This window comes from Aurantibacillus circumpalustris (assembly GCF_029625215.1).
Lineage (GTDB): Bacteria > Bacteroidota > Bacteroidia > B-17B0 > Aurantibacillaceae > Aurantibacillus > Aurantibacillus circumpalustris.
Genome location: NZ_CP121197.1, coordinates 3,642,882 through 3,664,911 on the forward strand (window position 1 = coordinate 3,642,882; position 22,030 = coordinate 3,664,911).

The 22,030-nt window shown below is 38.4% G+C and carries 12 protein-coding genes; 5 read left to right on the plus strand and 7 right to left on the minus strand.

What is annotated here, in order from left to right:
• Positions 1-371 precede the first annotated feature (371 nt).
• The 5 genes from P2086_RS15070 (at position 372) to P2086_RS15090 (ending at position 15,191) form a co-directional block, all read left to right on the plus strand.
• Positions 372-3,635 carry a T9SS type A sorting domain-containing protein gene (locus P2086_RS15070; protein WP_317897578.1) on the plus strand — a complete coding sequence of 1,088 codons (3,264 nt, stop codon included), beginning with the start codon at positions 372-374 and terminating at the stop codon, positions 3,633-3,635.
• Positions 3,636-3,830: 195 nt separating this feature from the next.
• Positions 3,831-7,112, plus strand: coding sequence for a glycine-rich protein (locus tag P2086_RS15075; protein WP_317897579.1), 3,282 nt, complete (start codon positions 3,831-3,833; stop codon positions 7,110-7,112).
• A gap of 195 nt (positions 7,113-7,307) precedes the next feature.
• A complete protein-coding gene (locus P2086_RS15080; RefSeq protein ID WP_317897580.1) occupies positions 7,308-10,523 on the plus strand; it encodes a T9SS type A sorting domain-containing protein in 3,216 nt (1,071 codons plus the stop codon).
• A 510-nt stretch (positions 10,524-11,033) separates the two neighbouring features.
• Positions 11,034-14,306: a beta strand repeat-containing protein gene (locus P2086_RS15085; protein WP_317897581.1), complete on the plus strand. Its 3,273-nt coding sequence runs from the start codon at positions 11,034-11,036 to the stop codon at positions 14,304-14,306.
• Positions 14,307-14,402: 96 nt separating this feature from the next.
• A complete protein-coding gene (locus tag P2086_RS15090) occupies positions 14,403-15,191 on the plus strand; it encodes a TIGR02757 family protein (RefSeq protein ID WP_317897582.1) in 789 nt (262 codons plus the stop codon).
• 38 nt (positions 15,192-15,229) lie between these two features.
• Here the strand turns inward: P2086_RS15090 and P2086_RS15095 are convergent, their stop codons facing one another.
• The 7 genes from P2086_RS15095 to P2086_RS15125 all read right to left on the minus strand — a co-directional run bounded on the left by P2086_RS15095 (position 15,230) and on the right by P2086_RS15125 (position 21,977).
• Entirely contained in the window at positions 15,230-15,784 is a 555-nt protein-coding gene (locus tag P2086_RS15095) for a DUF4833 domain-containing protein (RefSeq protein ID WP_317897583.1), read from the minus strand.
• A gap of 20 nt (positions 15,785-15,804) precedes the next feature.
• Positions 15,805-16,923 (minus strand): ABC transporter permease, encoded by a 1,119-nt coding sequence (locus P2086_RS15100; RefSeq protein WP_317897584.1) that lies wholly within the window; start codon positions 16,921-16,923, stop codon positions 15,805-15,807.
• Positions 16,920-18,026 carry an ABC transporter permease gene (locus P2086_RS15105; RefSeq protein WP_317897585.1) on the minus strand — a complete coding sequence of 369 codons (1,107 nt, stop codon included), beginning with the start codon at positions 18,024-18,026 and terminating at the stop codon, positions 16,920-16,922. The genes P2086_RS15100 and P2086_RS15105 overlap by 4 nt, the downstream gene beginning before the upstream one ends.
• Positions 18,027-18,036: 10 nt before the next feature.
• Positions 18,037-18,774, minus strand: a complete 738-nt coding sequence (locus P2086_RS15110; protein WP_317897586.1) for an ABC transporter ATP-binding protein — start codon at positions 18,772-18,774, stop codon at positions 18,037-18,039.
• Between the two features lie 2 nt (positions 18,775-18,776).
• Positions 18,777-19,682, minus strand: a complete 906-nt coding sequence (locus tag P2086_RS15115; RefSeq protein ID WP_317897587.1) for an ABC transporter ATP-binding protein — start codon at positions 19,680-19,682, stop codon at positions 18,777-18,779.
• Between the two features lie 113 nt (positions 19,683-19,795).
• On the minus strand, positions 19,796-20,686 hold the full coding sequence (locus tag P2086_RS15120) for an HlyD family secretion protein (protein ID WP_317897588.1): 891 nt from the start codon (positions 20,684-20,686) through the stop codon (positions 19,796-19,798).
• Between the two features lie 28 nt (positions 20,687-20,714).
• Positions 20,715-21,977: a TolC family protein gene (locus tag P2086_RS15125; RefSeq protein ID WP_317897589.1), complete on the minus strand. Its 1,263-nt coding sequence runs from the start codon at positions 21,975-21,977 to the stop codon at positions 20,715-20,717.
• Between the last annotated feature and the right edge of the window lie 53 nt (positions 21,978-22,030).

Sequence of the window (22,030 nt, forward strand, 5' to 3'; positions counted from 1 at the left end):
AGTATCTCTTCTTTTGCAAAAACAATACCAAGAGGCTAAATAATGACAAAATGACAATAAATCAATTAGTTTATATTAAATCATTTTACTTGCAAGTATTAAGAATTTATTTTTTAATTAGTCGAAAACATCCTATTTAATTTACTAGATTTTTTTGATTGCCGAGTGAGTTTTATACATTTTAAAGAATTTAGATAAAAGCCGGATCTTAAAGTCGACGCAAGGTATTAATCGTTTAAATGGAATAGCAATATAATTTTAATTGCCCTTTCTCTTTACAAAGAACTGCAAGGGGTTGGTGTTAATAATTAATAGTTTTTAAACCAAAAAAAAATATAGATTTGTAGTACTCATTAAATTTTTTTTAAACAATGAAAAGCTATATAAATTTACCTTCAGTTTTAGGGCGTTTAACCTACATGAAAAGCAATTTTTGTCTATTTGCATTATTCTTAATGCTCTGCTCTCTAACTTCTTTTTCACAAGTAAACTATACCTTCACGCCTTGTGGTAAAACTGGGCAGACAGGCCCTAGTCAATTGCAGGTGAATACTGCTTATTCAACTACAAATTTAAATGGAAGTGTAACAGTGATAGGTAATGGTGTGCAGCAATGGACAGTACCTGCTACTGGCATGTATGGAATTAGAAGTATAGGAGCGTCGGGTGGTTCACCTATCTCAGGATGTATAACTCCTGGTGGAAAAGGAGCTTACATATATGGTGAGTTTAATTTAACTGTCGGTCAGGTTATTAAAATATTAGTAGGTCAAGCGGGTTCACCTTCCACTTCAAGTGAAGATGGTGGCGGCGGTGGTGGCAGCTATGTAACAACAAGCGCCAGTGTGGCAATGGTTGTTGCTGGTGGTGGTGGTGGTGGCACAAGTAACCTAGGTGGTTGCGTCGGAACCCAAAGGAATGGTCTTAATGCATCTATAACTACAACAGCAACCAACGGCGCAAATGGCATGGGTGCCGGAGGTGTTAACGGAACTGGTGGAACTGGAACTGGTGGTGGCGCTGGTGGTGGCTTTACAACAAATGGCACTGGCGGTTCAACAACTGGTTTTGGATTGGCTTTTATGAATGGCGGTGGCGGCGGTAACTATGGTACTGCTGGTTTAGGTGGATTTGGCGGCGGCGGCGCTGGATTCTGGGAAGGTGGAAATGGCGGCGGTGGCGGCGGTTACTCTGGTGGCGGAACCAACAGCACCAATCCATACGCAGGTGGAGGCGGTGGCGGCTCCTTTAATTCAGGAACTAATCAAACCAATACTATTGTTACAACAACCGGTGATGGTGTTGTTGTGATTACCAAATTGTGTTCAATTGCTGTAAATGGTACCGGAGTTAATGCAAATTCTGCTATTTGTGCGGGTAACTCAGTTACCCTAACGACTAATGCGATAAGTAATTATTCGTGGAGTACAGGTGCAACTAGTTCATCAATAGTGGTTTCTCCAACAATTACAACCATATATACTTTAGGAGCTACAAGCCCTTCACTTTGTTATACAACACAAACATTTACAATAAATGTAAATTCTGCAATACCAACCTTAACAGTTACTAATACTGCTAATAGTGGTGGTATTTGTCCTAATTCAACTGTTAATCTTACAGCAAGCGGCGCTACAACATATACGTGGACAGGTGGAACTACGTCGGTAACAAACGGCATTCCTTTTTCTCCTACCTTAGCAGCCAGTTATTTAGTAACAGGTGGCAATGCTTGTGGAACAACAACCGCAGCAGCTTCTGTTTCTGTGCATCCTTTTCCAACGGTTAATCCTGTTACCAGTACTTCTACATTATGCGCTGGTGGCAGTGTAACACTTACAGCAATTGGTAATGCAACTAATTATGTGTGGTCTGGTGGTATCACTAACGGTGTGGGTTTCACCCCTCCGTTAACGGCAACTTATACGGTTATTGGAACAAGTGCGTTGAGTTGTACTGCGTCGGCTACTATACCTGTTACAGTGTATGCAACACCTGTCAATCCTCCAACTTCAAACCCTTCGATAGTTTGTATTGGGGGTTCTTCTACCCTTTCTGCAACGGGTGCTCTTTCTTACACTTGGTCAAGTACTACGCAAACTGTAAATACAGCCAATTTTATTGTGACGCCAGGTTTAGGAATCACAACATATACCATTACAAAAGCAAATTCTTCGTGTGTTAACACTCAAGTACTTTCTGTGCAAACAAATCCTTTACCAACTGTTTTTGCGATTGTAACTCCTACTGTGGTTTGTGCGCTAACACCTGCAACACTTGCAATTGGTGGTGCGCTAACTTATACATGGACATCTCCCGGACCTCCAACTTATACTTTTACTGGTGCCAGTCCCATTGTTAGTCCTATAGCTCCTTCCGTGTATTCAGTGACTGCTTCTGATGGAACTTGTATTAGTACAACCACGGTGTTTTTAAATGCAAATCCAAATCCAACAATTACGGCTACAGCGAGCACACCTTCATTGTGTGAAGGTCAAACCGTTAACCTTAATGCAAGTGGTGGAATTAATTATACTTGGACTGCTACCGGTGGTGGTATTTTTAACGGAGCTAGTATTGCTGATACTCCAACAACGGCTACTGCTTATAATGTAACAGGTGATAATTCTTTTGGTTGTACTTCTGGTGCTAGTCAGGTTGTTTTAGTTTATGCAAAACCTAACTTAACGGTAACATCAAATAAAGCCTTGATCTGTTCTGGCGGTGCTGCCACTTTAACGGCTCTTGGAGCTAACACTTATAGTTGGGATGCAAATGCCAACAATGTTTTAACTCAGGCAGCTGTTGTAAATCCAATTGCACTTACCTCGAGTGCTGTTATGTATACCGTTGAAGGAACAAACTCTAATACAGGTTGTAAAAACACCCAAACAGTATTGGTAAACGTTTTTGTTCCTACACTTACAATTAATGGTAGCACAAACACTTGTTCTGGCGGACTAATTAATCTAACCGCGGGTAACGGCGTTTTGGGTACATACAACTGGCATACAGGTAGCGGTACTCCAATTACCAATCAAATTCTGCAAATGCCGCTTACTGTAGCATCCGTATTCACTCTTACTGCCAATAGCAATTCTGTTGGTTTAATTTGTCCTGCAACACAAACCATTGCTTTGGGTATTTATTACAATCCTACCATTACTGCGGTTCCTGCAAGAACACTTATTTGCACAAAAGAATCTGTTGGAATTACAGCGGCCGGAGCTACCAGTTACGCCTGGAATAATACGATGACAGGACCAACCATTACGGTATCTCCAACTGGCACTACTGCAAATTATACAGTAACAGGAACAGATGATAACGGTTGTAGCAGTACCGCAACGGTTCAGGTAAAAATATCAAACTGCTCTGGAATAAATGAATTAAGTAGTTTAAATAGCGAAATAAGCATTTATCCAAATCCGAATGATGGTAAGTTTACTATTCAAACGAATGCCGATTTAAAATTGAGTTTAGTAAATGAACTCGGTCAACTCATTAGAGTGATAAATCTGTCTGCAACCAATAATCATGAAGTAAACATCAGTGATCTTGCAAAAGGAATTTATTTTGTGAGTGGACAAAAAGATGGGCTTCAGATTTATCAGAAGATTATAGTAACGAAATAAGTCGCTTTAGAAAGCTAAATAAAAAAACCTCCTAAATCGGAGGTTTTTTTATGGGAACTGTTTTCAGAATGTGTTAATCTGAAGTAATTAAAACAAACGTGAGGCAGAGAATTTTTATCAAAAATCGATGGTCCATTAAAGCAAAATTTAGTAACTTTAGTCATCTTATTGTATTTAAGTCCAAGAAAAAATGTCATGAAAAGAAAAATTTACAAATTATTATCGAGCACAAAACAAGTATTGTTTGCACTTGCATTGACCGTATTTTGGGGTGTGGCACACTCACAAACAACGTACACTTTCAATTACACTGGAGGTCAACAAACCATAGCCCTTCAGGCAGGTACTTACACCATAGAAACATGGGGAGCTGATGGTGGCGATAATTTAGGCAATGGTAGCACTACATATTTTCAAAACGGTGGCAAAGGAGGATATTCCATTGGCATATATACTCTCGCAAGTGCAGCGACTATTTATGTGAATGTAGGCGGTAGAGGAAGTAATTCGACTAGCACACTTAATGTGACTGCTCCAGGCGGGTATAATGGTGGCGGTTATGGAAGTGTAAATACTGCCTCTGGTAAATCCAGCGGTGCAGGTGGCGGTGGAGCTTCACACGTTGCAACGGCAACAGGAACATTAGGTGCTTTAGTGAGTAGCCAATCAGCAGTTCGTATAGTTGCCGGTGGCGGTGGCGGCGCAGGTGAAAGTAACTATATCAGTACCAATACATCATATAATTCAAACGGTGGTAATGGAGGAGGAGTATCTGGTCTTCAAAACGTATCTAGCAGTTATCAAGGGCGACACGGTCAGGGAGGAACACAACTTGCTGGTGGTGGTGGTGGCGATAACGGAAGCGCTGTTGCCGGAGTTCCCTTACAGGGCATTTTTGGAGCAGGTGGATATAACAGTACAGCGAATGGTAATACAACTGGAGGTGGTTCCGGTGCTGGTGGCGGCGGTGGTGGTTGGTATGGTGGTGGTTCAGGATGGGTGGGCAGTACCGGTTATCAAGCAGGCTCTGGCGGCGGCGGTTCAGGTTACATTGGCGGTGTAACTAATGGCACAACTGTTGTGTCAGGTCAAACTGGTTTTGTGACCAATCCAGATCTTATAGGAAATGGTAGGGTACTTATTAAAGAGTTATGTGGCATCTCCCTTTCAAGTTTAACCAGCAGCAGTATCAATGCTATTTGTAATGGTAATTCAGCTACTCTAACAACTAACGCTGTAAGTAATTATTCGTGGAGCACAGGCGCAAGCAGTTCTTCTGTTGTGGTTTCTCCAACAACTACAACTACTTATTCTTTGGGTGCAACCAGTGTTTCAAACTGTGTAGCATATGCTGCCATTACCATAACAGTAAATGGATCTCTTCCTGTTTTAACGGTTGCAAATACAGCCAGTTCAAGTGGAGGTATTTGTCCAACACAAACAGTTATGCTTACAGCAAATGGTGCTTTGGTTCACAATTGGGCTGGTGGAGCTATTCCAGTAACCAATGGTGTTGTATTTTCTCCCACTTCAGCAGTTAGTTATACTGTGAGTGGCGTGAATGGCTGTGGTACAACAACGGCTGTGACTTCAGTTTCAGTTCATCCTTTTCCAACGGTTAATCCTGCAACAAGCACTTCTACTTTATGTGCTGGCGGTAGTGTCACTTTAACTGCAACGGGTAACGCAACCAATTATGTTTGGTCTGGCGGTGCTGGCGGTATCACTAACGGTGTGGGGTTCACCCCCCCGTTAACGGCAACTTATACTGTTATTGGAACAAGTGCTTTAAGTTGTACAGCTTTTGCTACTATGCCGGTTACGGTTTATCCAACACCGATTAATGTACCTACCGCAAATCCCGGTTTAGTTTGTATTGGGGGTTCTTCTACCCTTTCTGCAACGGGTGCTCTTTCTTACACTTGGTCAAGTACTACGCAAACTGTAAATACAGCCAATTTTATTGTCACTCCAGTTTTGGGAACTACAACGTATACAATTACAAAAGCAAATTCTTCGTGTGTTAACACTCAAGTACTTTCACTGCAAACAAATCCTTTACCAACTGTTTTTGCGATTGTAACTCCTACCGTAGTTTGTGCACTAACACCTGCAACGCTTGCCATTGGTGGTGCTCTAACTTATACGTGGACGTCTCCAGGACCTCCAACTTATACCTTTACCGGTTCTAGTCCTATTGTTAGTCCTATTGCGCCTTCAGTTTATTCAGTGTCTGCTTCTGATGGAACTTGTATTAGTACAACCACGGTGTTTTTAAATGCGAATCCAAATCCAACAATTACGGCTACGGCGAGCACACCTTCATTGTGTGAAGGTCAAACCGTTAATCTTAATGCAAGTGGTGGAATTAATTATACTTGGACAGCTACCGGTGGTGGTATTTTTAACGGAGCTAGTATTGCTGATACACCAACAACGGCTACTGCTTATAATGTAACAGGTGATAATTCTTTTGGTTGTACTTCCGGTGCTAGTCAGGTTGTTTTAGTTTATGCAAAACCTAACTTAACGGTAACATCAAATAAAGCCTTGATCTGTTCTGGCGGTGCTGCCACTTTAACGGCTCTTGGAGCTAACACTTACAGTTGGGATGCAAATGCCAACAATGTTTTAACTCAGGCAGCTGTTGTAAATCCAATTGCACTTACTTCGAGTGCTGTTATGTATACCGTTGAAGGAACAAACTCTAATACAGGTTGTAAAAACACCCAAACAGTATTGGTAAACGTTTTTATTCCTACACTTACAATTAATGGTAGCACAAACACTTGTTCTGGCGGACTAATTAATCTAACCGCGGGTAACGGCGTTTTGGGTACATACAACTGGCATACAGGTAGCGGTACTCCAATTACCAATCAAATTCTGCAAATGCCGCTTACTGTAGCATCTGTATTCACTCTTACTGCCAATAGCAATTCTGTTGGTTTAATTTGTCCTGCAACACAAACCATTGCTTTGGGTATTTATTACAATCCTACCATTACTGCTGTTCCTGCAAGAACGCTTATTTGTGTAAAAGAATCTGTTGAAATTACGGCAGCCGGAGGCTCAAGTTATGCTTGGGATAATACCATGACAGGGCCAACCATTACAGTGTCTCCAAACGGCACTGCTGCCAATTATACAGTAACAGGAACAGATGATAACGGTTGTAGTAGTACCGCAACTGTTCAAGTGAAAATATCAAGCTGCGCTGGATTAAATGAATTAAGGCATTTAAATAACGGAATAACCATTTATCCAAACCCTAACGATGGTAAGTTCACGATTCAAAGCACCGCTGATTTAAAATTGAGTTTGGTAAATGAACTTGGTCAATTAATCAGAGTGATTAATTTGTCTGCAACCAATAACCATGAGGTAAATATCAGTGATCTTGCAAAAGGAATTTATTTTGTGAGTGGACAAAAAGATTCAAGTCAGATTTATCAGAAAATTGTGGTGACGAAATAAGTCGCTTTAGAAAGCTAAATAAAAAAACCTCCGATTTAGGAGGTTTTTTTATGGGAACTGTTTTCAGAATATGTTAATCCGAAGTGCTAAGAACAAACCAGAACAAGAAAATTTTTATCAAAAATCAATAGTCTATTAAAGTAAAATGTAATAACTTTAGTCATCTTATTGTATTTAAGTCCAAGAAAAAATATCATGAAAAGAAAAATTTACAAATTATTATCGAGCACAAAACAAGTATTGTTTGCACTTGCATTCACCGTATTTTCGGCTGCGGCCTATTCGCAAGCAACATACACTTTCAATTTTACAGGAAGTACGCAAACCTTAGCCCTTCTGGCAGGTTCTTATTCAATAGAATGCTGGGGAGCAGATGGTGGAGATGGTGGAGATGTAAGTGTATCCATATTTGGCGGTAAAGGTGGTTATAGTAAGGGCGTTTACGCTGTAACTTCACCCACAACACTATACATATATGTTGGAGGAAAAGGTCAAACGACAAATACTGCAGGTGCCGTAGTGGTTACAGCAGCTGGTGGTTGGAATGGCGGCGGGGGTGGTTTTAACGGTTCTTCAAATACCAGTTACAGAGGAGGAGGAGGAGGAGGCTCAGATGTCAGAACTACTCAAAATACTATTTATTCAAATAGAATAATTGTTGCCGGCGGCGGCGGCGGCTGTGGCGGTGCTTATAGTGCAGGTTTTCTTGGAATTGGTGGTAATGGCGGTGCTTTATCAGGTCAAGATGGTATATTAGGAACTTCGCAAGTTAACCACAACGGTAAAGGAGGAACGCAAAGCGCAGGCGGTGCAGGTGGCATATATGCCACCACCAGTATAGGAGTTGCCGGTAGTTTTGGTCTTGGTGGAGATGGAGGGAGTATATCAGGCAACGTTTTTCCTGCCGGCGGCGGTGGCGGCGGCTGGTATGGCGGTGGTGGTGGTGCAACTCAAGGTGGCGGCGGTGGCGGCGGTTCCGGCTACATTGGTGGAGTAACAAGTGCTACAACTATCATGTATGGTCAACCCGGTTTTGTGACCAGACCCAATGTTACAGGAAACGGGATGGTAATTATTAAAGAATTATGCAATATTTCACTTTCAAGTTTAACCAGCAGTAGTATCAATGCAATTTGTAGCGGTAATTCGGCTACCTTAATCACCAATGCAATCAGTAATTATTCGTGGAGCACTGGCGCAAGTACGTCTTCAATTGTTGTTTCTCCTTTGTCTAATACTGTTTATAGTTTAACTGCAACAAGTCCTTCTAATTGTACAAGCTCTGCAGTAATTACAATAACAGTAAACGGATCCATTCCCGTTTTATCAGTAGCTAATACAGCGAGTGCAAGCGGTGGTATTTGTCCTACAAAAACAGTCATGCTTACTGCAAGTGGTGCACTGAATTACTCTTGGTCTGGGGGTTCAATTCCTGTAACAAATGGCGTGGTGTTTTCACCCACTTCAGCAGTGAGTTACACCGTGAGTGGTGTGAATGGTTGTGGAACAACAACGGCTGTGACTTCAGTTTCAGTTCATCCTTTTCCAACGGTTAATCCTGTTACCAGTACTTCTACATTATGTGCGGGCGGTAGTATAACACTTACAGCAACTGGTAATGCAACCAATTACGCGTGGTCTGGTGGCTCTGGCCCTATTACCAATGGCGTTGGCTTTGTGCCCGCTATAACAGCCACTTATACCGTTATTGGAACAAGTGCTTTAAGCTGTACAGCCTTTGCTACGATGCCGGTTACGGTTTATCCAACACCGATTAATGTACCTACCGCAAATCCCGGTTTAGTTTGTATTGGGGGTTCTTCTACCCTTTCTGCAACGGGTGCTCTTTCTTACACTTGGTCAAGTACTACGCAAACTGTAAATACAGCCAATTTTATTGTGACGCCAGGTTTAGGAATCACAACATATACCATTACAAAAGCAAATTCTTCGTGTGTTAACACTCAAGTACTTTCTGTGCAAACAAATCCTTTACCAACTGTTTTTGCGATTGTAACTCCTACTGTGGTTTGTGCGCTAACACCTGCAACACTTGCAATTGGTGGTGCGCTAACTTATATGTGGACCTCTCCTGGACCTCCAACTTATACTTTTACTGGTGCCAGTCCTGTTGTTAGTCCTATTGCGCCTACTGTTTATTCTGTAGCAGCTTCTGATGGAACTTGTATTAGTACAACCACGGTGTTTTTAAATGCAAATCCAAATCCAACAATTACGGCTACAGCGAGCACACCTTCATTGTGTGAAGGTCAAACCGTTAACCTTAATGCAAGTGGTGGAATTAATTATACTTGGACTGCTACCGGTGGTGGTATTTTTAACGGAGCTAGTATTGCTGATACACCAACAACGGCTACTGCTTATAATGTAACAGGTGATAATTCTTTTGGTTGTACTTCTGGTGCTAGTCAGGTTGTTTTAGTTTATGCAAAACCTAACTTAACGGTAACATCAAATAAAGCCTTGATCTGTTCTGGCGGCGCTGCCACTTTAACGGCTCTTGGAGCTAGCACATACAGTTGGGATGCAAATGCCAACAATGTTTTAACTCAGGCAGCTGTTGTAAATCCAATTGCACTTACCTCGAGTGCTGTTATGTATACCGTTGAAGGAACAAACTCTAATACAGGTTGTAAAAACACCCAAACAGTATTGGTAAACGTTTTTGTTCCTACACTTACAATTAATGGTAGCACAAACACTTGTTCTGGCGGACTAATTAATCTAACCGCGGGTAACGGCGTTTTGGGTACATACAACTGGCATACAGGTAGCGGTACTCCAATTACCAATCAAATTTTACAAATACCGCTTACTGTAGCATCTGTATTCACTCTTACTGCCAATAGCAATTCTGTTGGTTTAATTTGTCCTGCAACACAAACCATTGCTTTGGGTATTTATTACAATCCTACCATTACTGCTGTTCCTGCAAGAACACTTATTTGCACAAAAGAATCTGTTGGAATTACAGCGGCCGGAGCTACCAGTTACGCCTGGAACAATACCATGACAGGGCCAACTATTACGGTATCTCCAACTGGCACTACTGCAAACTATACAGTAACAGGAACAGATGATAACGGTTGTAGTAGTACCGCAACTGTTCAAGTAAAAATATCAAACTGCTCTGGATTAAATGAATTAAGTAGTTTAAATAGCGAAATAAGCATTTATCCAAATCCGAATGATGGTAAGTTTACTATTCAAAGTAAGGTTGATTTAAAATTGAGTTTAGTAAATGAACTCGGTCAACTCATTAGAGTGATAAATCTGTCTGCAACCAATAATCATGAAGTAAACATCAGTGATCTTGCAAAAGGAATTTATTTTGTGAGTGGACAAAAAGATGGGCTTCAGATTTATCAGAAGATTATAGTAACGAAATAAGGTTTATTGAAACTTTTATAAAGCCGTAACAAAAATTTGTTACGGCTTTTATTTTTTTAATAAGTTTAAATTACACAATCACAAAAACTAATACCGGTAATGTATTATAACAACAGAGCCATTAAATTAAAAATCAATTGGTATAATAACCAGTTGACCGAAAACTAATCTTATCAAAAAAAACCTAGGAAAAACGCGAATAAAAATATTTAGTGAAATAAGTTATTCAACTAAAAAATAATTGTGTCGCATCAGATGCAAGAAAAGTAGGCGGGTATGCGAGAATCACACAAGGTTGGCAAATCGGGCTATTGTAGCCAGCAGTGGTGGCGCAGGTACAAATACCTCCTATATTGGTGATAATAGATAATAGCGGGGTCTTAACCGGAAGAACTGACACAGACTTTAGTCAAGATCAAATAGACCTTTTCGTGTCGCAAGACTTCTAAGAAATAATATTTGTATAAGACTTACTATTCACTATATTTACTTAGCTAACAACATACAACTATGAAAATAAAAATTTACAAATTATTATCAAGCGCAAAACAGGCATTGTTTGCACTTGTGTTGACCGTATTTTCAGGTACGGCATATTCACAAGCAACGTACACTTTAAATTTTACAGGAAGTGCACAAACACTAACTCTTCCAGTAGGTAATTGGGGTATACAGTGCTGGGGTGCAAATGGTGGATCCATAACTTCAGCAGGTGGCCAAGGTATCGGTGGTTATTCAAGCGGACAGTATAACATAGTAAGCCCCGGGACGGTACTCTATATATATGTGGGAGGTAAAGGTTATCCGGCTACCGGAACCACTTCCTCTGCTGGAGCTGGTGGCTGGAATGGTGGTGGTGGCGGTGCTGCTGTAGGACGTTCAGGTGCCGGCGGCGGCGGCGGTACGGATGTTCGCGTAGGTGGAGCGTTAGCTGGAAATAGAATTATAGTTGCCGGTGCTGGTGGTGGTGCTGCATATTATGGTAGTACTCTTATTACTAATTCTGTAGCCCCAGGAGGTAATGGCGGTGCTCAAATTGGGCAGAGTGGGGCTATTGTTAGCAATGTCGGCCTTGTTACCCCCGGTGGTGGTGGTGCAGGCGCAAACGGCGCAACGCCAGGCTTGGCGACTGTTGGTACCTCAAACGGTACAGCTTCCGGCGCGGGTGGCGGTGGTAATTGCGCTTCTGGTGCGTCAGTTGGGCAACCAGGTAGTGGTGAAAATGGCGGAGCCGCTGGAAACCCTGGAAGTGGAGCTACAGGCAGTGCCGGCGGCGGCGGCGGCGGATATGCAGGCGGAGCAGGAGGAGTACAAACTAGTAATGGGGGTCTAGCTGGTGGTGGTGGTTCAGGCTACATTGGTGGTGTAACGAGTGGTACAACTATCATGTATGGTCAAACCGGTTATATTCCCAATCCAGATCTTACAGGAAACGGAAGAGTAATCATTACTGAGTTATGCAACATCACACTTTTAAGTTTAGCCAGCAGTAGTATCAATGCTATTTGCAATGGTAATTCAGCTACTCTAACAACTAACGCTGTAAGTAATTATTCTTGGAGTACAGGCGCAAGCACTTCTTCAATTGTGGTTTCTCCAACGGCTACCACATTATACTCTCTTACTGCAACCAGCGTTTCTAATTGTATAAGCTCTGCAGCGATTACAATAACAGTAAACGGATCTCTTCCCGTATTAACGGTTGCTAATACAGCCAGTTCAAGTGGTGGAATTTGCCCAACTCAAACCGTAATGCTCACTGCAAATGGTGCGTTGAATTACTCTTGGTCAGGGGGTTCAATTCCTGTAACAAATGGCGTGGTGTTTTCACCCACTTCAGCAGTGAGTTACACCGTGTTCGGTGTTAACGGTTGCGGAACGACATCGGCTGTGACTTCAATTTCCGTGCATCCTTTTCCAACAGTTAACCCAGTTACTAGTTCTCCTACTTTGTGTTCTGGTAATAGTGTCACTTTAACTGCAACGGGTAATGCTACTAATTATGTGTGGTCTGGTGGTACTGGCGGTATCACTAACGGTGTGGGTTTCACCCCTCCGTTAACGGCAACTTATACGGTTATTGGAACAAGTGCGTTGAGTTGTACTGCGTCGGCTACTATACCTGTTACAGTGTATGCAACACCTGTCAATCCTCCAACTTCAAACCCTTCGATAGTTTGTATTGGGGGTTCTTCTACCCTTTCTGCAACGGGTGCTCTTTCTTACACTTGGTCAAGTACTACGCAAACTGTAAATACAGCCAATTTTATTGTGACGCCAGGTTTAGGAATCACAACATATACCATTACAAAAGCAAATTCTTCGTGTGTTAACACTCAAGTACTTTCTGTGCAAACAAATCCTTTACCAACTGTTTTTGCGATTGTAACTCCAACCGTAGTTTGTGCGCTAACACCTGCAACACTTGCAATTGGTGGTGCGCTAACTTATACATGGACATCTCCCGGACCTCCAACTTATACTTTTACTGGTGCCAGTCCCATTGTTAGTCCTATAGCTCCTTCCGTGTATTCAGTGACTGCTTCTGATGGAACTTGTATTAGTACAACCACGGTGTTTTTAAATGCAAATCCAAATCCAACAATTACGGCTACAGCGAGCACACCTTCATTGTGTGAAGGTCAAACCGTTAACCTTAATGCAAGTGGTGGAATTAATTATACTTGGACTGCTACCGGTGGTGGTATTTTTAACGGAGCTAGTATTGCTGATACTCCAACAACGGCTACTGCTTATAATGTAACAGGTGATAATTCTTTTGGTTGTACTTCTGGTGCTAGTCAGGTTGTTTTAGTTTATGCAAAACCTAACTTAACGGTAACATCAAATAAAGCCTTGATCTGTTCTGGCGGTGCTGCCACTTTAACGGCTCTTGGAGCTAGCACATACAGTTGGGATGCAAATGCCAACAATGTTTTAACTCAGGCAGCTGTTGTAAATCCAATTGCACTTACTTCGAGTGCTGTTATGTATACCGTTGAAGGAACAAACTCTAATACAGGTTGTAAAAACACCCAAACAGTATTGGTAAACGTTTTTGTTCCTACACTTACAATTAATGGTAGCACAAACACTTGTTCTGGCGGACTAATTAATCTAACCGCGGGTAACGGAGTTTTGGGTACATACAACTGGCATACAGGTAGCGGTACTCCAATTACCAATCAAATTCTGCAAATGCCGCTTACTGTAGCATCCGTATTCACTCTTACTGCCAATAGCAATTCTATTGGTTTAATTTGTCCTGCAACACAAACCATTGCTTTGGGTATTTATTACAATCCTACCATTACTGCCGTTCCTGCAAGAACACTTATTTGCACAAAAGAATCTGTTGGAATTACAGCGGCCGGAGCTACAAGTTACGCCTGGAACAATACCATGACAGGGCCAACTATTACGGTATCTCCAACTGGCACTACTGCAAACTATACAGTAACAGGAACAGATGATAACGGTTGTAGTAGTACCGCAACTGTTCAAGTAAAAATATCAAACTGCTCTGGATTAAATGAATTAAGTAGTTTAAATAGCGAAATAAGCATTTATCCAAATCCGAATGATGGTAAGTTTACTATTCAAACGAACGCCGATTTAAAATTGAGTTTAGTAAATGAACTCGGCCAATTAATCAGAGTTATTAATTTGTCAGCTAACAATAATTATGAAGTAAACATCAGTGATCTTGCAAAAGGAATTTATTTTGTGAGTGGACAAATAGATGGGCTTCAGATTTATCAGAAGATTGTGGTGACGAAATAAGGTTTTAAAATCTATAAAACAAAAAACCCATTTCTTAACTGAAATGGGTTTTTTTGTTTAAAGTAGAATATCTTAAATTGCGATCGCAAAGTCCTTATGACATCAGATTTAAAAAGCATAAAAGAATTTCTTGATGAAAAATATTTTCATTACAATAATAAATCGTTTATAGAGAATGATCCTATAAGCATTCCTCACCTCTATTCAAAAAAAGAAGACATAGAAATTGCCGGCTTTTTAGCTGCTACAATAGCTTGGGGTAACCGAAAATCAATTATTACAAACTCTCAAAAACTCATGAATTGGATGGATAATTCACCTCATGAGTTTATTATTCATTCCGTAAAAAAAGATCTAAAACCTTTTGAGAAATTTGTACACCGAACATTTAATGGAATAGATTGTGTGTTCTTTATTGACTCTTTAAAAAACATTTACTTAAATCACAAAGGTTTAGAAGCCGCATTTGGCATTAATCCGAAAAAAGACACAGAAGGCTTAAAAAATAACATTGCTAAATTCAGAGAACTATTTTTAGAAATAAATCATTTGAAGCGCACTGAAAAACACATTTCCAATCCGTTACAAAAATCAAGTTCGAAACGTTTATGTATGTTTTTACGCTGGATGGTGAGGCAGGATAAAAAAGGTGTCGATTTTGGAATCTGGAAAAACATCTCACCCTCTCAATTATGTCTTCCTTTAGATGTACATACAGGCAATGTGAGTAGAGCACTTGGATTATTGACACGCAAACAAAATGATTGGCAGGCGGTTGAAGAAATCACCTCTGTTTTAAGAAGCATGGACTCATCAGATCCCATCAAATATGACTTTGCATTATTTGGTGTTGGCGTGGATAAAATTTTAGGTAAATTGACTTAGTACGTATATATAAAACGCAACAAAGTAAAAATCACTTTTTAATGAGGTGTTTTAATTCTCTCACTTACATCATCACCACTAATAAGATCATGCCCTGTTAGTTCAACATATTGAATAGTAGGGCTCATCAAACTACCACCACTAATTTTAATAAATATTTTATCTAAAATAGCAGTTTTACCCTTAATCAAAACCTCTACATGATAGTGATTATCTTCTCCACTTTTTTTGAGATATAATTTTACTTTATCATAGGCAACTAAATGAATTTCATATATTCCATTTTTTTCATCGATCAAATCTGTATTAACCCCATATGCAAACTTTCTTTGAAAAAAAGAAAGCTCACTCTTTGTTCCTCCGTCTTCAAAATTTATCCAATATACTTTTACAGGTTCTTTGTAATTCAAATCTGCACTTAAATCATAATTGAGTTCATAAATCAGCGTGTTTCGATTAACAGTCCTCTGCAAATAAAATAACATCTTCTTATTTGGCGTAGGTTCAGGAAAAGGCCCATAAAAAGGTTTGATCCTTTGACTAAAAAGAGAAAAACTGAATACAATTATAAAAAGAAATAAAATCTTCTTCATCTTAGAACAAAATACAAAAATTAGCTCGTCTTTTTATAATTAATAATTGCCCAAGTATTTAAAACAAGTGCAAATATAGCAACTACACCTAAGTTGGGTAAAACATCGCGCAGACCACTCCCTTTTAAAACAACCATGCGCATCACATCAATAAGATAACTTACCGGGTTTAGACGTGAAATTAATTTAGCCCAATCAGGCATACTATCAATAGATGTAAACAGTCCACCCATTAAAATAAAAATCATCATAAAGAAAAACATAATAAACATTGCCTGTTGTTGGGTATCACAAAAAGTTGAAAGCAATAATCCAAAACCCAGAATTGCTAATAAAAACACTCCAATAAATCCATACAACAAAGCAATATTTCCTAAAGGAACTATTCCATATACCAACCAGGAAACTATCATTCCAACAGTAAAAACAACATTTCCAAGTACCCAAAAAGGAATAAGTTTTCCCAAAATAAAATGATGCTTTTTAATTGGCGTTACATTGATTTGTTCAATTGTTCCAACTTCCTTTTCCTTAACAATATTCAAGGCGGAAAGAAAGCCTCCTATCATAGTAACTAGAATGGCCAAAATACCTGGAACCATATATACTTTATAATTTAGTGTGCCATTATACCAATTAGATGAGGCAATTTCAATGCTAGGGTAATAATTTATTTTTGATGGGCCACTCAATTGTAATTGAATTTCTGTATTATAATTGCGAATTACGTTTGCCAAATAAGCTCCGCCAAGATTTGCTTTTGTTCCATTAATGGCATTTACAGCAATAAATAACTTTTGACCGTTTTCTCTAATAAGATTTTTTTCAAAATTATGAGGGACTTCTAAAATAAGATCTGCCTTATCTGATTCAATTAATTTAAATGATTCCTTAAAAGAAGAGTTATAATTCACCAATCTAAAATATCCAGAAGAAGTAATAGAAGAAATTAATTTTTGTGAGTACGGCGACCTGTCATTATCTATCACCGCTAAATTAATATTCTTCACTTCATAGTCTGCGGCCAAAGGTAATATTATCAGTTGCATAACTGGCATCACTATAATAAGCGCCAGAATTGTTTTATTTCTAAAAATCTGACTAAACTCTTTCTGCAATAAAAATCTAATAATTCTCATGTCAATCTGATTTTAAAATTTTTAATACTTATTGCAAATAAAAACAAAGTCATTCCAATTAGTATCACAGTCTCTTTCCACACAGCCGAAAACCCAACACCTTTAATCATTATTCCTTTTACAATGATGTAAAACCATTTAGATGGAACAATATTTGAAATTACCTGCAAGGGTATAGGCATATTTTCGATTGGAAACATAAATCCACTGAAAAGTACTGTTGGAAGTAGCATTCCCATTAGAGAAATAAGCATTGCTACTTGTTGAGAATCCGTTTTAATCGAAATAAAAATTCCTAAACTAAGACAGGTAATAATAAATAAAGTGCTTTCAGCTAAAAGCAAAAACAGACTTCCGTTAATTGGAAGATCCAAGACAAAAACACTTAATAGTAAAATAGAAAACACATTTATCAAAGACAAAAATAAATATGGTACCGCTTTAGAAATTATTACGAGCACAGGTTTAAAAGGCGAAACCAATAATATTTCCATAGTTCCTGTCTCTTTTTCTTTTACGATGGAAATGGCAGTCATCATCACACATACTAACATTAAAACCAAAGCCATTACCCCTGGCACAAAATTATGTGCACTTTTTAATTGTGGATTGTAAAGCATTCGCACCTCTGGCATAATGCGGTAAGGAACATTTAAAGTAGTATTTAATTGCTGCTGATAATCTTGTATGATAGAAGAGACATAATTAGTAAGCATGTTGGCTGTATTCGGATCACTCGCATCGGCAATAACTTGAATCTGTGCTTTATTTTGATGTAATAATGTCTCATTAAAGTTGGCAGGAAAGATAATTGCCATTTTCACTTTCCCCCTTTTAAACGCGTCGTTAATATCAGTTTCATTCATCACAGCACGTTCTATCTCGAAATAACGACTGGCTTCTATTTTAGTAATTATGCTTTGCGACGCAATATCTTTTGCTTGATCTAAAATTACAATTTTCGAATTTTTAACTTCATTTGTTAAAGCAAAACCAAAAATGAGAATTTGCATGATTGGCATCCCAAATAATATAAACAGGGTTTTGCGATCGCGTAAAACGTGTGCAAACTCTTTCCTTACAAATGTTATAAATTGTTTCATGTCTTAAATTTTAATCCCCACGTTTTGCACCTCTGGCCAACTGATAAAAAACTTCATCCATAGAACTCACATTAAATTTCTTCTTTAAATTGGCCGGACTGTCAAGTGCCTCTATCTTTCCATCCACCATAATTGATAAACGATTACAATATTCTGCCTCGTCCATATAATGTGTGGTTACAAAAATTGTGGTTCCTTTATCTGCCGCATCGTAAATCAAATCCCAAAACTGGCGGCGTGTCACAGGGTCTACCCCACCCGTTGGTTCATCTAAAAACACAATTTTCGGTTGATGTAAAACAGCAACTGAAAAAGACAATTTCTGTTTCCAACCCAAAGGCAAAGAACCCACTAATTTTTTCGCTTCTTTCTCCAGCCCTAATTGTGTAATTAAGGCTTCGCCTTTTTCTTTAATTTGAGAATTGCTTAGACCATAAATTCCACCAAAAAATTTAATATTCTCTAAAACCGTAAGATCTTCGTATAAAGAAAATTTTTGACTCATGTAGCCAATGTTTTTTTTGATTTCTTCTGTTTCTTTATAAATATCAAAACCCGCAATGGTTGCAGCACCGGAAGTAGGAATAGAAAGTCCACATAACATGCGCATCGCGGTAGTTTTACCCGCACCATTCGCACCTAAAAAACCAAAAATCTCTCCTTTAAATACTTCAAAGCTTATTTCGTTCACTGCAGTAAAATCTGCAAAACGCTTGGTAAGATTTTCTGTTTTAATAACTCGTTCCATAATTAAGCTTTCAATAGTTTAATAAAACAATCTTCAATGGTCGCATCAATTTTATGAATCTCAATTTCATCAAAATTTTGAGATTTTAAATATTCACGTAGCTTACTTTCATCAAATGCCTTATTTAACGACAAATGTGCATATTCTCCAAAAGCATAGGACAAATTAGTATCCTCGTAATTTTTTAAAGCCATTAACAATGCTGACATATTATTTGATTTTACAGCATAAAGTTCGTCAGGATAATCTGTTGTGATTTTTTGAGGAGTATCAATTGATAATATTTTTCCTTCCTGAATAAGCGCAATTCTATCGCAGAGGGTTGCTTCATCCATGTAAGGCGTAGAAACAATGATCGTGATGTTTTGTGCTTTTAATCTTTTCAACATTTCCCAAAACTCTTTTCGAGAAACAGGATCTACTCCGGTAGTTGGTTCATCCAAAAACAAAACCGTCGGCTTATGAATCAAAGCACAACACAATGCTAATTTTTGTTTCATACCACCAGAAAGTTTTCCAGCACGACGTTTTTTAAACGGTTCAATTTGAACGTAGATATCTTTTATTAAACCATAATTTTCTTCAACAGTTGTATTAAACACGGTAGCGAAAAAATTCAGGTTCTCTTCAATGCTTAAATCCTGATACAAAGAGAACTTACCAGGCATGTAGCCAACTGTGTTGCGTATTTGTTTGTAATCTTTTACAACATCAAAACCATCAACAATTGCGCTTCCACCATCTGGAAGAAGTAATGTTGTAAGTATTCGAAAAATACTGGTCTTCCCTGCACCATCAGGACCAATCAATCCAAACAATTCGCCAGTTTTAACCGAGAAAGAAACGTTATCCACCGCTACCGTTTTTTCTTTGCCGTAAAACTTTGATATATTATTTACTTCAACCATTTTATAAATTTGTCAATGACCAAAACAGTTTCATAATGGTTGAATGGAGGCTAAACATAAAGTCCACGCAAACCATAACCACTTCCTTAATATAGTTATTCAAACTTTTCATCTTAAAATTTCACTTCGCCGTACATTCCAATTTTTAAAAGCCCATCATTCTTAATTTTTATTTTAATAGCGTACACTAAATTTGCTCGTTCATCTTTTGTCTGAATTGTTTTTGGTGTGAATTCAGCTTTATTGCTAAGCCATTCGACAACTCCTTCATAATCTTTATAGTCTGATTTACCCTTATCTACCAGAACTTTTACAGCTTGTCCAATTTTCACCTCACCAAATTGATCACCTGTAATATATGCTCTCAAAATAATGGTTGAAAGGTCTGCTAACTTGTACAAAGGCTTTCCCGCAGCTGTCATTTCATTAACTTCAACATATTTCACTAGAACGGTTCCTTTTATAGGATTAATAATTTTGCATTTACTTAACTGATCATCTAATTGTTCGATCTGAATCTTAAGTGGTTCACTTTCTTCGGTAATACCATTTGATGTGATTCCCAAAACAGATTGTTGTCCTTCGATTTGCTTTTTAATGATAGAAACCTGAGCAGTGAGATCATCTAACTGTTTTTGAGTAGCTGCATTGGCGGTTACTAAATTTTGTACACGCTTTTGCTCTGTCTCTGCTTGTTTCAATTGCGCTTCTAATGCTGCTGTTTGAGTTTGAATATCAGGTCTTTTGCTTAGTAAGGCTTTTATTTGTGCCAATAGTTGCTTTCGTTTTAAAAACAACTGCGTAGAATCTATGTAGCCAATAATTTTTCCTTCCTCAATTACCTGACCTTCTTCAATACTTAATTTTGCTATTACACCATTTGCTTCCGCAGAAACTATTGTTTCAATTGATTCAAAAGTACCCGAGGCGTCGTATTCTTCTTTATTGTTCTTACAAGACATAAGCACCACTGCCATTACCGTTATGAGTGTTAATTTATTCATGATTTATTTTTTAATATTTATTAATTAATTATTCTCCAATAGTATTTTGTTGTGCATACTCTGCCATAAGGAGTTGAATTTCGTGAAGTACTCTATTTCCTCGTGCCTGATCTTCAGCATTAACTTCTCTTAAATAATCGGTGGAATTAATTACACCATTTTGTAATTGAACGTTTGCTGACTGTTTTATATCGGAACGCAACAAAATAATTTGATTGTCACTCAATAAAAGCTTCTGAAGTTTTGAAACTTCTGCACTTTGCTGTTTTAATGCAAAATTTGTATTAAAAAGGAATAATTCTTTTTGCAAATCAATACTTTGACGATTGATATCAAGTATCGCTTTTTCCTTTTTTAAAGTGTACAAACCTGTGAGTGACCAGTTCATGCGAATACCACCAACATAGTAGGGTTCAAACTTATTACTTAAAAAATTTAGTGCTGGCCTGCCGTAACCACCTTGCACAAAAGCGTTAAACTTAGGCAGGTTTTTTGCTTTCAATAAATCATTTTGAATTGAAATATTTTTAGACTGATTTTCAAAAACGATTAATTCGGGTCTGTCAATACTTTGCGAAGGAATTTTTTCTGAAGGTTTTATTAAACTCGTTCCTTCTTCTAAATTTTGATTCAGATACAAACTGAGCATATCAAGATAAGCCGTTCTATTTGCTTTCAACTCCGTGTAACGCTGATCTAGTTTTAAATTCTCTGCCCTTAATACATCTAGATTTGTTTTAAAAGCAACGCCATTCTTTATGCCAGCTTCCGTTCTATCCATTCCGTTACGAATATCTTTACGGATTAATTCTGTCAAGGTTAGTTGTTCATCAATCAATAAAATCCCAAAAAAGAGTTGATTTACGCGCTCTTTCAACTTGTATAACTCAACTTCTAGTTTTTGCTCTTCCACAACACCACTTGCTTCTTGCATTCTTTTTTGCTGCTTTACCATTCCACCATCGTATAACGGTTGATTTATTTCTCCATAAATTTTGTATTGATCCTTACTCAAACTTGGCACATCTACGCCTGGAAGTTTGATAGGAAGCGCTGTAACTTCAGACTGATAAGTAGCCTGACCATTAATAGCAATCTGCGGAAAATATCCTTTAGAAATATTTTGCACAGAATATTCTTTGCTTTTATGGATAAGGTCACGCTGTTTTACTAGCGGATAATTTTGTTTAGCAAGTGAATAGCATTCTTCAAGCGTAATCACTTTGTTTATTTGTGCGTTCATTAATAACCCGAACAACACAAAAAAAATAAAAAGATAATAGTTTCTCATTCTTCTTCGATTTAATATTCCGTTTTAATCATTTGTTTAATTTCTATTCAAAA